General features: G+C 56.4%; 11 protein-coding genes and 1 pseudogene. 9 read left to right on the forward strand and 3 right to left on the reverse strand.

Going from position 1 to position 14,278, the window contains the following annotated elements; genetic code table 11:
- Positions 1–1,378 precede the first annotated feature (1,378 nt).
- The gene (locus HB633_RS13765; RefSeq protein WP_213778654.1) at positions 1,379–2,083 is read left to right on the forward strand and encodes an arylsulfatase; all 705 of its coding nucleotides are present in this window, start codon (positions 1,379–1,381) and stop codon (positions 2,081–2,083) included.
- Between the two features lie 563 nt (positions 2,084–2,646).
- On the opposite strand, the gene HB633_RS13770 is transcribed toward HB633_RS13765, so the two are convergent.
- The 3 genes and pseudogenes from HB633_RS13770 to HB633_RS13780 all read right to left on the reverse strand — a co-directional run bounded on the left by HB633_RS13770 (position 2,647) and on the right by HB633_RS13780 (position 5,975).
- Entirely contained in the window at positions 2,647–3,666 is a 1,020-nt protein-coding gene (locus HB633_RS13770) for an aldo/keto reductase (RefSeq protein ID WP_213778655.1), read from the reverse strand.
- Positions 3,667–3,747: 81 nt separating this feature from the next.
- Positions 3,748–4,598 (reverse strand): annotated as a pseudogene (locus tag HB633_RS13775) (NmrA family NAD(P)-binding protein).
- 63 nt (positions 4,599–4,661) lie between these two features.
- Entirely contained in the window at positions 4,662–5,975 is a 1,314-nt protein-coding gene (locus tag HB633_RS13780) for a serine hydrolase domain-containing protein (protein WP_213778656.1), read from the reverse strand.
- A gap of 290 nt (positions 5,976–6,265) precedes the next feature.
- Between HB633_RS13780 and HB633_RS13785 the strand changes: the two genes are divergently transcribed.
- From HB633_RS13785 to HB633_RS13825, 8 genes are all read left to right on the forward strand, one after another.
- Positions 6,266–7,198, forward strand: coding sequence for a LysR family transcriptional regulator (locus tag HB633_RS13785; RefSeq protein ID WP_213779056.1), 933 nt, complete (start codon positions 6,266–6,268; stop codon positions 7,196–7,198).
- Positions 7,199–7,358: 160 nt separating this feature from the next.
- On the forward strand, positions 7,359–7,784 hold the full coding sequence (locus HB633_RS13790) for a hypothetical protein (protein WP_213778657.1): 426 nt from the start codon (positions 7,359–7,361) through the stop codon (positions 7,782–7,784).
- 691 nt (positions 7,785–8,475) lie between these two features.
- Positions 8,476–8,706 (forward strand): hypothetical protein, encoded by a 231-nt coding sequence (locus HB633_RS13800; protein ID WP_213778659.1) that lies wholly within the window; start codon positions 8,476–8,478, stop codon positions 8,704–8,706.
- Between the two features lie 201 nt (positions 8,707–8,907).
- Positions 8,908–9,183, forward strand: coding sequence for a YlcI/YnfO family protein (locus HB633_RS13805; RefSeq protein ID WP_213778660.1), 276 nt, complete (start codon positions 8,908–8,910; stop codon positions 9,181–9,183).
- On the forward strand, positions 9,180–9,479 hold the full coding sequence (locus HB633_RS13810) for a type II toxin-antitoxin system RelE/ParE family toxin (RefSeq protein WP_213778661.1): 300 nt from the start codon (positions 9,180–9,182) through the stop codon (positions 9,477–9,479). Before HB633_RS13805 ends, HB633_RS13810 begins: the two co-directional genes overlap by 4 nt.
- Positions 9,480–10,512: 1,033 nt before the next feature.
- On the forward strand, positions 10,513–12,114 hold the full coding sequence (locus tag HB633_RS13815; protein ID WP_255580928.1) for a recombinase family protein: 1,602 nt from the start codon (positions 10,513–10,515) through the stop codon (positions 12,112–12,114).
- Positions 12,074–12,964: a ParB/RepB/Spo0J family partition protein gene (locus HB633_RS13820; RefSeq protein ID WP_213778663.1), complete on the forward strand. Its 891-nt coding sequence runs from the start codon at positions 12,074–12,076 to the stop codon at positions 12,962–12,964. Before HB633_RS13815 ends, HB633_RS13820 begins: the two co-directional genes overlap by 41 nt.
- Positions 12,961–13,926: a plasmid partitioning protein RepB C-terminal domain-containing protein gene (locus HB633_RS13825; protein ID WP_213778664.1), complete on the forward strand. Its 966-nt coding sequence runs from the start codon at positions 12,961–12,963 to the stop codon at positions 13,924–13,926. The genes HB633_RS13820 and HB633_RS13825 overlap by 4 nt, the downstream gene beginning before the upstream one ends.
- Positions 13,927–14,278 lie beyond the last annotated feature (352 nt).

Consider the following 14,278-nt stretch of genomic DNA (forward strand, 5'->3'; position numbering starts at 1 on the left):
GTGGCCGCCGACGTCGTCGAAGTCGGTGCCAGTAGAGCATCGGCGGCAGGCATGACGGAACCGTGATGCGTCACTTTATTCCGGCGGCTGCGATAGCGGCGCATCCGTTCGGCGTGTGCAAAGCGGCCATGGCGGCTGCGCTGGTAGCGCCGGCCGGCCTCGCGCATGCTGGAATGACGCGAAAGCTCGGAGCAGTCGCTATTGCAATAGATTTGGCCGCGGTCGCAACGGCGGCAAACAATGACCTGTGCCCGACAGCGCACGCACACGAACAGTCGACCTGACGCCGGCATCGAGAATCCCTGTCAATGCCGATGCAATATCGACAGGGCTGACCAAGCGTGCAATACTTGGCGCACACTCGTGCCCCGTCGTACGCGTGTTGGGTTCGACACCGGAATGAACCTGGCAGTTTGGGCCGGTGTCGGACCTGTTTGTTCGGCGGTAGGTAAAACTTCTTCTACCGCATCCCGCCCTTCGCGTCACCCCCCGCCAGACGCGAGCAGCACCGGGCGCGTCTGCACTCGCCCTTCGGGCTCCTTCCGACGCACCCAAATACCTGCCCATCGGCACCTCCGCCCGTCGTCGAAAAACCCGTTCTGAAGAACAAGTCATTTAGCGTTTCTGATTGACGCCGCCATCTGGTGTCGCTTTCCGACCGCCATTCACACTAGTTACTTTAGAGCGCTGACATAACACGTTCCGTACGCCAACACGCATTCATCAGATGTAATGCTGCTATGGCTACCATGTCTTAAGCCACTGTCAAGGAGACAACGGCTTAATGGCGTAACGACTGCGGGCATTGAAGGAGGTCTGAACTTCAGGGTGAGCGCGCGTCTGCAGGAAAGGGTGGTTAGGCAGACGGGCTGTCCACACAATCATGGAAGTACTTGGGAACTTTGGCTGCGTCCATGACGCTCATTTGGTTCGATGAGGCTTGCCAGACTGTAACGCGAGATCTTTCGCTCACGTCAGTGTGATTGGGATCCGCTTTGAGCCGTTGCCAAACCCTGCATGCGGCCTTGAGCGGAGCTCACTTGTAGATCCGATTAGATGTGCGGCCGTGTGCGTTGACGCACCCGCGTCCCAATGTGTCGACCCGTTGTGATCATGAGTATGCGAAATCGACTAGCTCGTCGTAAGACGTATTCGGGGGGCCGTAATTTCCATGCGCACCGAGGTCGCCTCTACGTCTCTTTGAACGCGGGTCTGGCGAAGTTCCTGAGGATGTGGCGTCAAGAGGAGCAGATGCTGATCACTCAAATTCAACACGTCTTGAGTTCTTTGCATTTGGAATCGATCGTCGTCGTTGATACGCTCCGAATCATTGCAGACCCCGTGATCGGACAGTCAACGAGCGGCTAATGAGCATTCCATGAGACAAGACCTTTCCATCGTGCTGCTGCACGCCACACCCGTGGCCATCGCGCCAATTCACGCAGCATTCCTGGCCGATTGGCCAGAGGCTCGACTGACCAACCTGCTCGACGACAGCCTGACGGCAGCCCGTGGCAGCAGCAACGACCTGTCCGAGTCGTTGCGAACGCGCTTCGTGAATGTCACGCGATACGGCTACGAGAGCGGCGCCGATGGCATCCTTGCAACGTGTTCGGCGTTCGGTCCCGCAATCGAAAAGGCCGATGCCGAACTTCCGGTACCAGTCTGCAAACCGAATGCGGCCATGTTCGCCGATGCGCTTGCACGTGGCAAAAACCTCGCAATGTTCGTGACCATTGAGCCTGCGTTGCCAACAATGGTGACAGAGTTTTTCAGCGAGGCATCACGCACGAATCCGCACGCTACGCTCGCCACCTTCGTAGTTGACGACGCGATGGAAAGATTGAGTGCGGGCGACAGCGAAACGCACAATTGTCTGGTGGCGCGAAAGGCCGCAAGCCTGCATGGTTACGACGCGATTATGCTGGCGCATTTTTCAACCGCTCAGGCACTCGATGCGGTCACCTCGGTCGCAAGCTGCCCGGTGTTTTCCGCGCCACGCAGCGCAGTCGCGGTGTCGATCGTATCGGGAAATACCGTGATCTTCGTGCGCGCCGCGACCCGGGTCCAGTCTGCGAGATGAAGCGCGGCATCTTGATAGTCGGCGAGTAAGGCAATTTTCATACGAGGCCTCGCTTGGAGAAACGATTCCACTATCACAGGCATCGGCGTGAGAGACCACCTATCTGATGGTATGAGTCGGAGGCAACGCTTACGAAAAAACTTCCATACACGCGGGATGGACTTGAACGTTAATATTATCGGCGCGCAGTCAAGAAGGTCTGATTCGCTTGCCGTCGTGACGCAGCAACTCACAACCGAATACGTTGCAAGATTGTCCTCGCACACGTCCTTTGATCGGCGATAGAAAAGTGCTATCAAATGGCCGGTAAGTACCTCACTCTCGTCAGTCGAATGGCCGATGATGGTGACTTGTGAAGGACTGTTCCCGTCCGACTGGGGGCAAACACTGAACCGCGGTGCGGCCTACAGCTTATCGTTCCGTGATCGGCACACGTCGACCCGTTCCGGTTGGCTAGCCGCAGACTTCGAACGGCGACTATTCGAGGATGAGCTGCCGCTCATGACCACAGGCATTCTCCACTCAACGGCCTTGCGGAGGCAGGATCCCCGACGCCCGTCTCTTCAGCCGCAGACTCGATCCTGGTCATGAAAGCGTTGCATCCAGTAGGGGAAGGGAACTGACGGTTCAGATACCTTATCGAGCCGCGCGCATTGTTCGGAGGTTAGTGCGAGGTTCTGTGCATCGAGGTTAGCGGCGAGTTGCTCGCATGTGCGGGCTCCAACAATGACAGAAGTGATCGGCTCGCGCGCAAGCAACCAGCCTAATGCGACTTGAGCCGGCGTGGCCGCTAGTTCGTCGGCGACTTCACGCATTACTGTGAGGATCAACTCGCCCCTGACCGTATCAACCGGGGGAAAGTCGAGCTTCGCACGCCGCCCGACAGTTTCACCATTCTGCGAGTACTTGCCGCTCAGATAGCCACCTGCGAGCGGACTCCAGACCAGAAGGCCCATTCTGTTTGTCGCTGCAACCGGCATGATTTCGTGTTCGATATCGCGGCTCGTCAGGGAATAGTGCACCTGATTGCTTACGACATGAACCCGATCGTTACGGGACGTTATCCCGACGGCCCGCTCAAGATCGCCTGCACTGAAATTGCACACGCCAATATGGCGGACTTTGCCCTGCATGACGAGGTCGTCCAGCACACGAAGCGTTTCGTCGAGCGGAACGAGCGCGTCACGGTCGTGCAACTGGAACAGGTCAATGTGATCGCGACCAAGTCTCTTCAGGCTTGTCTCGACCGAGCGCATGATGTGTGAGCGGCCCAATCCCACATCGTTCTGGCCGGTGCCGGTGCGTAGCCGAATCTTGGTCGCGACGAGCATTCGATCTTCGTCCAATTTCAATGCTTTCAGCACATGGCCCACGACCTCTTCTGAGCGACCTTGTGAATAGGCGTCCGCCGTGTCGATCAGGTTGACGCCACGTTCCACGGCCATCGCAACGAGCCGGGCGGCCTTATCGCTGTTCAAGCCGGCAATATTGCCCCAGATGCCCGAGCCAGCACCGAAAGTCATTGCGCCCAAGCTAAGCCGTGAAACGCGTAGACCAGTTCTGCCAAGCGTGCTGTATTCCATTGTGTATTCCTTGTTTGAATTAAAACCTGATGCATCGGTAGAGTAAGACCTAGAGTCCACGTGTCGCGCCATTGGCTATGGTCAGATTCGGCGTGACACAAGCTCGCCCAGAACGGTCTCCGGTTCGACGTGGCCGTGAAAGATTTATTCAGAACTGCTTTCGAGTTAGATCCAGTCTTCGTTGAAAGCCATTCAGCACCGCATGCGAGGCAGAGGATGCTTCATGCCCTGCTTGCGGACAGCGCTTCCCACGTCTGCCTTTCGACAACTTCCGCACGTACCTGACGACGCAACACCTCGGCGAAAGCGACTGCGAGATCCTTGGGACTCGCCCGCGAGGACTTTCAAGCTCGACGATGCGCACACTGTGCCATGTCTGCTCAAGCAGTTCGGCAGCTACGCGGCCTACGTCCGCGGTGCGACATCGGCACCGGCTTATCGAGCGGCTGCACGTAACTGGCAATGACGCCGTCGTCGCTTGCTGACGCGACATCCCATGCGGCGTTCTCCATGAATCAGGCTGGCCGCAGGAACGTCACCGGCATCGGCACCTCGCGCAGCGCCTGCTCCATCAGCGTGCGTTGAGTGAGCAGGTTGCCCTCGTCGGCCTGTGCGCCGATCGTCGAGATGCAAACGACTTTGTCGGGCTCTGCCTTCAGGAGGGCTGCGGACTCAGCCTCAATCACTGTGCGCGCTTCAGGAAACCCGGGCCCTGGATCGAATTTCTAAGGCGGCAGGATGAAAACGCTCGTCGAGCCTTCGAACGCGGCGGCGAGCGATGAAGGGTCTTCAATGAAATCTGTCGCGATCTCGCAACCTCGCTCTGCCCACGCCTCTGTCTGGGTCGCATCGCGCACTACTGCGCGTACCGGCTGACCAGTAGCCACCAGTTCGCCGCTCACTTTGCCGGCAACCTCTGTGATTGCATACATTGCTTGTTCTCTATATGTGGACATATCGGGCGACGCAGCGTGAAGGTGCCGACGGCCGACCGCTCAAGCGCGACGCAAACCGTCGTAAAACGCCTGCTCGAACTGTCCGTAGAGGTTCACTACGCGCGCGTCGTAAAAAGGCAGCATCTGCGTAAAGAGCGATCCGGCGACCCGCTTGACCGGATCCACCCAGAAGTAGGTGTTCAACAACCCGGCCCAGCTCACGCTGCCTGCACTGCGTCCATGCGGTCCTTGCTCTGCATTGATGTCGAAGGACAACCCCCACTTGTGCGCGGTGCCGGGAAACTGATCGAAGCTGTTCGACCACGACGGCTGCGCCGTCTTCATTTCCGCGACCTGCAGATCGCCAATGTGATTGCGGAACATCGTCGTGACGGTGTCGGCGCGTAGCACGCGTTCTCCGCGATAGGTGCCGCCCATTAAGAGCATCTGCAGGAACGCCATGTAGTCGCGCGGCGTGCTGAAGAGTCCGCCTCCGCCCATGAAAAATTCTGGGCGCTGATTGATCTCGAACGGCTCGGGCGCGAGGGAGCCGTCCGCCTGACGCCTGTGCATGGTCGCGACGCGCTGCTTCTGCTTGCTGCCGATGAGAAAGCCCGTGTTGCGCATGCCGAGCGGATCGAAGATGTTCTCGCGGAAGTAGACTTCCAGCGACTGATCGGTCACGGCCTCGACCAGTTTGCCGACCCAGTCCATGCTGATGCCGTACTCCCAGCGCTCGCCGGGCTCGAACTCGAGCGGCGCCGCGAACGCGCCGTTCATCGAATAGCCGATGTCCGGCATGCCCGTTACTGTCTCGTACCGGCTTAGCTTGTCGCTCCAGATGCTGTAGGTAAAGCCAGAGGTATGCGTGAGGAGATGGCGCACCGTGATCGCATTGCGCGCAGGACGCAGCTTGGGCTGCCCGGAGGCGTCGAATCCGTCGAGGATTTGAGGCGACTTCAACTGCGGCAGGATCTCGCCCGCAGGTTGATCCAGCCGCAGTCTGCCCTGTTCGATGAGCTGCATGCACGCAGTTGCGGTAATCGCCTTTGTCATCGACAGGAGCCAGAAGACCGTGTCAGGGCTAATGGCCTCGCCAGTGCGCGCATTCGCCAGGCCACGCGCTCCCTCGTAAACCAGTCCATCGTCGGTTGCGGCCATGGCGACAACGCCGGCGACCGTACCGTCGTCCACCGCCCGTTGCAGGCATTGATCGATTGAACTGCAGGCCGGGTGATGGGCCAGCACGGCGTCGCCATTCGGACGCTGCGATACTGCCCGCGCGTCGCGACTTGCGGTGCCACCAAGTGTCGCAAGGGCTAGCAGGCTTGACGCTCCCTTCAGAAGACGACGACGATCTGTTTGAACTGCCATTTTTCGTTTCTTCCTAATTAAATGAATGAATCGCGGCATTACTGTGCTTCAGTGATTGGCGAAAAACGCGCGCCGTGGCCGGTTTGCGTTGATGCGTCCAGCGGATGTCTCGGTGAGACTTATTCTGGGCAAGCATTAAACAAAACAAAATGACATGGATGTCATCAGATAAGTGACAACGCGTCACTGATTTGGCATGATCAACGGACATGTCCAGCACTGCTGCAAGGCGCAGCGTTCGCTCTCACCTGGTCGGTCACGCTTCTCCAAACGTATTAACTCGAGCAACCATGAGATCCAGTAGCGAGAAACTTTCCGGCAGCATTAGCGTGTTCGCCGCCGTCGTGGATGCGGGAACGTTTGTGGCCGCTTCGGAGGTGATAGGAATGACCCCGCCGGGCGTCAGTCGGGCGATTGCGCGGCTGGAAAAAAAGTTGAACATCCGGCTCTTCAGCCGGACAACGCGCTCCGTCTCCCTGACTGAAGAGGGCCGTCGCTTTTACGAGCAGGTCATGCCCCATCTCGCTGGGCTTGAGGAAGCAGCGGCCGCTGCGGCAGGTATCGCGTCCGTTGTGCGTGGGAAGCTCAGAATCAATCTGGATCCTGTTGTCTACCGGACCATTCTCGGGCAACAACTCGATGCATTTATGGACGCGCACCCCGAACTCGAAATCGAGTTCATCGCGCGGGACAGTCTTGGCGACCTTGTCATGGACGGCTTCGACCTCGCCGTGCGATTCGGCGAACCCAAAGCGTCTACCCTGATTGCAAGGAAGCTGCTCGACACCCGCGTCGTCACGGTCGCAGCGCCCTCATACGTTGCCCGCTGGGGACGGCCGGCAAAACCGGAGGACCTCAAAGGTGGAAGCCACAGATGCCTTGAATTTCGCAACCCGGAGACAGGCAAGCCGTTCCAATGGGAATTTCATCGCAAGCGAAAAAGCATTGTGGTCGACACCCGGGGACGGCTCACGGTCAACGACCCGAGTGCGTTGCTCAACGCATGTCTCGCCGGTTCCGGAATTGCTCAGATGTTGTTGCTCGGTGCCGAGCCCCTGATTGCCGACGGCAGTTTGATCAATCTCTTTCCCGAGTGGGTAGACGAACGGTATCCGTTATACGTCTACTACGCATCCCGGCACCATGTGCCGGCGAAGACCCGCGCTTTTATTGACTTCGTAGTGGAGCTGGCAGGCAATCACGAGCGTACGGGCACGCGCTAGTGCTGTTTCGGCCGGACTGGCGAGGCAATATCGAATGGCCGGTTACGTATGGTCTGCGGTCTGCCATGATCAGAATGCGATCGTCCAGTGCTGGCCCAGATTGTGTCTAAACTCGTAGCCACTGGGAATTGACGGATCCTTTCTCGGCAGAGTTCGCGGCTTGTCGATTGCGGCAACCCGAACGTCAAATCACAGCGGAACGTATCGCAAAGACGCGACAACCCCGCACGGGCGTCATGCCTGCATCGCTGAGCCATCTCAGCAGCGCTTTGCGGCCCAATTAGAGGTTGAATGGGTTAATTTGTTCAAGGTCTCAGGTTCGTCGGCAAAAGTTCATGCTTCGAACCTCGACAACGGTATTTCGATTTTGCTCACAGAGATCGACACGCTGTTGTTTCTACATCCTTACGAAAAGCGCTTGCTTGCACGGGCCCAGCGGCTGCTCCGATTAAATAAATATAATGCATCGCTGGTTGCCGTACATCCATTGATTCATGGCCGCGTTTCTAGGCCCTATGATCAAGCAGATTTCAGCGAGCAAACACCGCGCTGGTTGGATAAAAAATTTTTGGTCGATCGTCTTTGAGGCATAGTTAATTTCGCATCTCATTGCCACGCCAAGCTTAGCTAATATTCAATCGCGCCCACGCGCCCACGCGCCCACGCACCCACGCGCCCACGCGCCCACGGCCACGCCGCTCTTGCGCGAGCAACCGTGATCCAGCGTCCTCGCGAACTAGGCTGATAGATCATCCGGGCGATTTGTGATGTCGACTTTCACCCGTGCCAAACGCAGCAGAAAGAATCAATCAAGCTCAGCGCCGAAGTCAATCACAGCCGACAGGCGGAGATGAAATATTTATCCTTTTTCGTCTTCGTTGCGCGGTACATCGCAGCGTCGGCTTTCGCCAAAAGCTCATCGAGCGTCGAGTCGTGCTTGGTTGCTAAAGCTACTCCAACACTCGCGCTCATCAAGATTTCGCGATTACCGATTCGGTAGAGCTGCAATAGTTTTTAGCACAGCGCCTCTCCCACACGTTGGGCTTCATGCGCCGTATTTATTTCAGCGCAGAAGACAGTGGATTCAGCTCCGGCGAGGCGACTGACGACATCATCCCCGAGGAAAGCCTGGATCAGGCGCCCGGATCCCGGGTCCCGCCCTCGTACGTTACTTAAATGGTCGATAACCCACATAGCGTTGCACTTCGGATCTTGTCTTTGTCATATAGGCGCACTATCTTAAGTACTGTATAAACGTACAGCTATCGGAGGGTGCCATGGAAGAATGGGTCCGAGTCCAAAATGAGCGCGATCGCACGGTACTGGTTTGGTTGCGTAAGCAGGTGAGCGATGCCGCGATCGCCATGGCCGCGCGAGCATGTGCCCAAGGTGATTCGAAACCGTTTTTATCAGCGGTCTGTCGACAGCTCGGTCTCAAGGCGCCTCGCGTGCTGTCGCAAAGTCAGACCGGCGAAGCGGTAGGGGAGAAGCACTTGGCGGCGATGTAGGAATCCTGCGGGGGCATTCTAACGGTGTCCGGCCTGGACGCTGATTTCTATCTGACGGCGTCGCTTTCTGACGATAACCGAACGTTTTTAGAAACCTGCCCTTGTCTGATTATCGTTAAAGACAGCTTTTATCAATCATTCCATGCGGCAGAGGAGCCGTGGTAACCTATGCGCTGCAAATGCAACGCATGGAGTTAGCAAATGAAAACCGCTTCGTTACCGTCGCTGCGGGTTGACCCTGAACTGCGCCAAGCGGCCGAAAGCGTCTTGCTCGACGGAGAAAGCCTGTCGTCGTTAATGGAGTCATCCCTGCGCGCAAGCGTCAACCGCCGGCAGATGCAAAGGGATTTTGTCGCGCGCGGTTTGCAGTCCCGTGACGAGGCGCGCCGCACGGGCGAGTACTACGACGCGACCGACGTGCATGCCGAACTGGAAGCGATGCTGGTTGCGGCCGAGCAATCGCAGGGCAACCGTTGAGCCATCGGGTTCGCTACACCGCTGAAGCGCGCGCTGATCTGTTGCGCCTGTACGAGTTCCTGCTTGAAAGAGACGCACCGGCCGCGCGCCGCGCACTGGTGTCCATCCGCAAGGCCGCCGAGTTGCTCGAGTCTTTTCCTTACACGTGCCGCAAGGTCGAACCTGATAACGCTTATCTTCGGGAGCTGGTCGTGTCGTTTGGCGACGCTGGCTACGTCGCCTTATTTGAGATTGAGGACGAGCGTACTGTTAGTATTCTCGCCGTCCGGCATCAACGTGAAGATGACTATCACTAAACCAGCGGCAACCATAGCCGCACGTGAGGGCATGTGTGATCGGTGCTCGCACGCACTTCACGACCGCACCAGAGCGCTGAACTCGCTGCGGCGGTCTTCTCCAGTCGCTAGTTTTAACATCCCTACGCTGCTTTACGATCGCTGACGCACATAGCTGGACATTGGCTCGTCGCTACGAATTGTGCAATGGATTAATCGATTCGATTTCTGCTCAGTATTGTTACGCAAGTTGCAGTGGCCCCCGCGAGGGCTAGCCAGTAATATTCAAGTCGAATCATTTTTAAAAAAAGCATCGCCAGCGCCAATTCGAGTGGGTCCAAAACTATGAATAAATCGCAGCACCTACTGCCAGATATGCAAGCTCATCTTCTTTGCTATGTGGTATTGAGCGCTTTGACGTCACACGCTTTAACCAACAATTGGAAAGTGGAACATTCGGTCGAGTCGATTCGGATCTGGCTGACAAGGAATCGGCAGTCAGCGAGTTGGCTTCAACGTGTGCGTCTTGGACAGTTCGGATTTAAGCTTGCTCGTGACCAAATCGCAGCAAAAAGGCGGATCGCTCATCGTGATATCGCACTGCTCTTCACTCATGAGATGATGCCGAACTATCGAAACTTACACGTTCAGCAGATCTGGCAACTTTGCAGCAATGCGCTCAACGAAAGAGATGGACTTCAGGATGTTTCGGCGAGGACAGGCGACCCTGACTCCGATCTACACTCGGCCTAACTTGGCGGCCTGGCGACAGTTCCGTTGGCTGCTGACAGGACCTACCGCAACACTGCCACAGCATCTTGAGTTCTACGACTGGGTACATACCGGGAAATCTACAAAGAAAGTTTTTGCGAGACCGTTCCGACTTCGCGCTCGTTGCATTTTTTTGTTCGATGCTTGACTAGCATGCCCTGGCGCTTCTCTCCTTCAAGCGGAACGTCAGTTACAAAAACGCCTCGGATCAGAGCGATCCGTACGCGGAGCTTGCATTATTCGCATCATCAGCTATCACACTAGCTTGATCGGGAGGTGTGGTATGCGACCCGCGACCCATACGCGCCCCCGACCGGACACATCGTCGACTGCGGTTCAATACGTGCGTATGTCCACAGACCTGCAACGCGACTCGCCCACTAACCAAAAAGAGATACTCGCGCGGTACGCCACAATACACGGCATTCATATCGCAGCAACATACGAGGACTATGGCAAGAGCGGGCTTTCGATGAGAAATCGGCCCGCGTTAGCTCGCCTCTTACAAGATGTACTCGATGAGAAGCGCATCTTCAGTGTGCTCTTGGTGTACGACGTATCGCGCTGGGGACGCTTTCAAGATGTGGATGAAAGCGCGCACTACGAATATGTGTGTCGACGCGCCGGCGTGCGTGTTGTCTATTGTGCCGAACCGTTCGAGAACGACAACAGCGCATCCTCGAACATCATGAAAACGCTTAAGCGAGCAATGGCTGGCGAGTACAGCCGCGAGCTCTCGTTGAAAGTGTTCTTGGGGCAGTGCCGCGGCACGCGCGAGGGATTCAGGCAAGGTGCCGCCGCGGGCTATGCGCTTCAACGGGTGCTTGTCGATTTCAACGGCAATGTGAAAGGGCCGTTGCACAACGGGGAACGGAAAAACCTTCAGAGCGACCATGTCGTCATCGTGCCGGGTCCTGCACACGAAGTTGCGTTGGTGCGACGCGTCTACGAATGGTTCCTAACGGAGAACTTGAGCCCAACCCGTATTGCTAAAAGGCTAAACGATTTCGGTCTTCGGACCGACTTGAATCGCCGATGGCTCAAGGATGCGATTACTCGTCTGCTCACGAGTGAAAAGTATGCGGGCAACAACGTTTATAACCGAACTTCGGTGAGGCTACACACACCGAGAGTGAAGAATCCGCCGGAGCAATGGGTGCGAGCGGTGGGCGTATTCGAGCCGGTCGTCGATCGCGCGACATTCGATGCTGTGCAACTGCGCCTCGATAGCCGAACGCATTTGATGCCAGACGACGATCTTCTTGTCAAACTCGTGGCGCTGCATGAAAAAATCGGCAAAGTAACGGCTAAGGCCATTACCGCCGACCGTTCGCTCCCAGGAGTGCAGACCTACAGAAAACGGTTTGGCAGCTTAACTGAAGTTTATCGAACGATCGGATTTGACAATGGGCACGACTACGGGTTTTTACGCGTTCTACGGGCGGCGAAAGTCCTTCACAGCCGACTGTCCGATACTGTCATAGCAACGCTGAGGGACGCAGGCCATGAGGTGCATCACTCACTGGACAAAACCCTGCTTTGTGTCGACAACGAGATTCGGATAAAGCTTAACGTACGCCCGGCGACGCGCACCCTCTACAAGCCAGTGCGATGGATCATCAAATGGCCGGAGGTCCATCCGCCGGTCGACATCCTCGTGCTCGCCCGTGCTGACCGATTTGCTGTGAATTTTATTGATTTTTTCGTACTGCCCAAGGGCAGCTTGGGACCGCAGAAGCAGACTGAGCTGACGGAGAAGCCTATCCCTCAGCTTGAAATGTTTCGTTATTTTGATTTAAAAATCTTGCTCGAACTTACGGCTCGAGTTCCTTTGGAGGTTTTTCGTGAACCCCGAAACGCGGCAAATAATCACCGTCCCGATTGACAGCATTACGATTCTCAATCCGCGAGCTCGAAGCAAGGTCAAGCACCAGGAAATCATAGACAGCATTGCGGCTGTCGGATTGAAGCGACCCATCACAGTCAGCTTGCGTTCAACCGACGACGGGTACAGCACATACAACCTCGTGTGTGGGCAGGGGCGTATTGAGGCGCTCCGGCTACTTGGTTATTTGGAGGCGCCAGCGTTTATCGTCGAAGACGATGAACAAGGCTGCCTGGTGCGCAGCCTCGTGGAAAATGTCGCGAGACGCAATCACTCGGCTGCCGAACTTCTCGCCGCCGTTCAGACGCTACGCCAAGCGGGGTGTTCAGACAAAGATCTCGCAATCAAGGTCGGCGTTTCGGTGAATTATCTTCAGGACTTGCTCGTGCTTGTCGAGTCCGGGGAAGAGCGCCTTCTGGCAGCAGTCGAGAACGGTACGATCCCGCTGCGGCTTGCTATTCACATCTCAAAAGCCTCGGATTTGGACGTGCAACGTGCGTTAGCCGATGCATATGCCGATGGGACGCTCAAGGGTCGGCAGATTGTAGTGGTGCAGCGCCTTGTTCAACGCCGAGCCTGCGCCGGTCCCGGACGATCCAAGCACGGGTCGAGCTCGGTTGAATCTAAAGCACTGACACCTGAACGCCTACGAAGAATGTATATCAAGGAGGCCGGAAAGCAACGGCTGCTAGTGAAGAAAGCTGAACTTGTGCAAACGCGTCTGTTATTTATTGTCACAGCTTTAAAAGATCTCCTCTCGAACAGGGATTTCGTTGCGCTTCTCACTAGCAAGGGGCTAACGACGATTCCGCGCGCATTGCAGGAACGGCTTGGTCGGGAGATGTCATGAACGCATATCAAAATCCGACAGGCGTTGGGGTCAAAACAGCGTTCGCGTGCAGTGCCGTGACACTTAAGCTTAAGTCCCTTCGAATCGCCAAGCCGTTGCCGCAGCAGGCATTGGTCAGTAGGAAGTTTTTTCAGGTACTCGCTTCTATTGCCGCCGTCGGCTTGGTTGAACCGGTCGTCGTCACGGCAGCGGGCGAGCCATCTAATTTGTATAGAGTTCTCGATGGCCGGCTTCGGCTTGAAGCCTTACGGCGACTCGATATGGAAGAAGCACTTTGCCTCATCACGACTGATGACGAGGCGTACACCTACAACAAGCACGTCAGTCATCTTTCTCAGGCTCAAGATGCCCGGATGATTGCGAAAGCGCTCGCACACGGCGTGTCACGTGAGCACCTTGCAACCGTTCTGGGTATTGGACCGGGGACAGTGCGCCAGAAGCAGATGTTGTTGACTGGGATCTGTCGAGAAGCACAAGCGCTTCTTGCCGATAAGACTTGTCCAGGTGCCACTTTTACGGCGCTTAAGGCGATGCGTCCGACCCGTCAGATTGAAGCCGCGGAACTGATGTGCGGGCAAGGCAACTTCGCATCCTCCTTTGCGAAAGCAATCTTGGCGGCGACGCCTCCCGAATTGCTTGAGCTGCATCGCCCCGGGAAACGAAAAGTCACGAATGATCTATCTGCGCAGCTTGCACGGCTCGAGAAGGAGCTTGCCATCCTCCAAGCTCAGGTCAGCGTCACCGAAGAAGGATATGGAATCGATCATCTTCATCTTTCAGTGGCTACAAGCTACATTGCAAGCCTCATGCGGGAGGAGGCAGTGTCGTCCTGGTTATCACGGGTTTATCCGGAATATTCGGTTCACTTCCAATCGGTCGTGAACGAAGTCGAAGTAACAAACGGGCCGCGGAAAGCGGTCAAGTTACCGTTTCTACCGTCGTACGCGAGCGCGGCGGTGTGAAAAAAAGAATATCGAAGTTGCGATAAACTTGGCTCCCACTTGCGCCGACGCGAAAAGTTGATCGCATCTTGGCTGAAACTACCCCGACAGCCGCCTCGGAGCCAAAATTCTGTGGGACTTTCGGCCTAGAAAGAACTGCGAATTTCGCTAAGTAATCTGGTTTGACCGTCTTGGTCACTCCCAAACATGCTTCGGCGCACGTGAGGGGCACCGACAGGGGACACGAACTCGATAACGTCTATAACGTCCTGCTTTGTATCGAGAAGCGAATTCAAGCGATAACATCTATTCGGATTAGGCAGCGCTAAAAGCGCTCAGAACTTCAGTCATGTTATTTGCACAGCAGTGTGTC

It is taken from the genome of Caballeronia sp. dw_276 (genome assembly GCF_018449635.1).
In the GTDB taxonomy this organism is placed as follows: domain Bacteria; phylum Pseudomonadota; class Gammaproteobacteria; order Burkholderiales; family Burkholderiaceae; genus Caballeronia.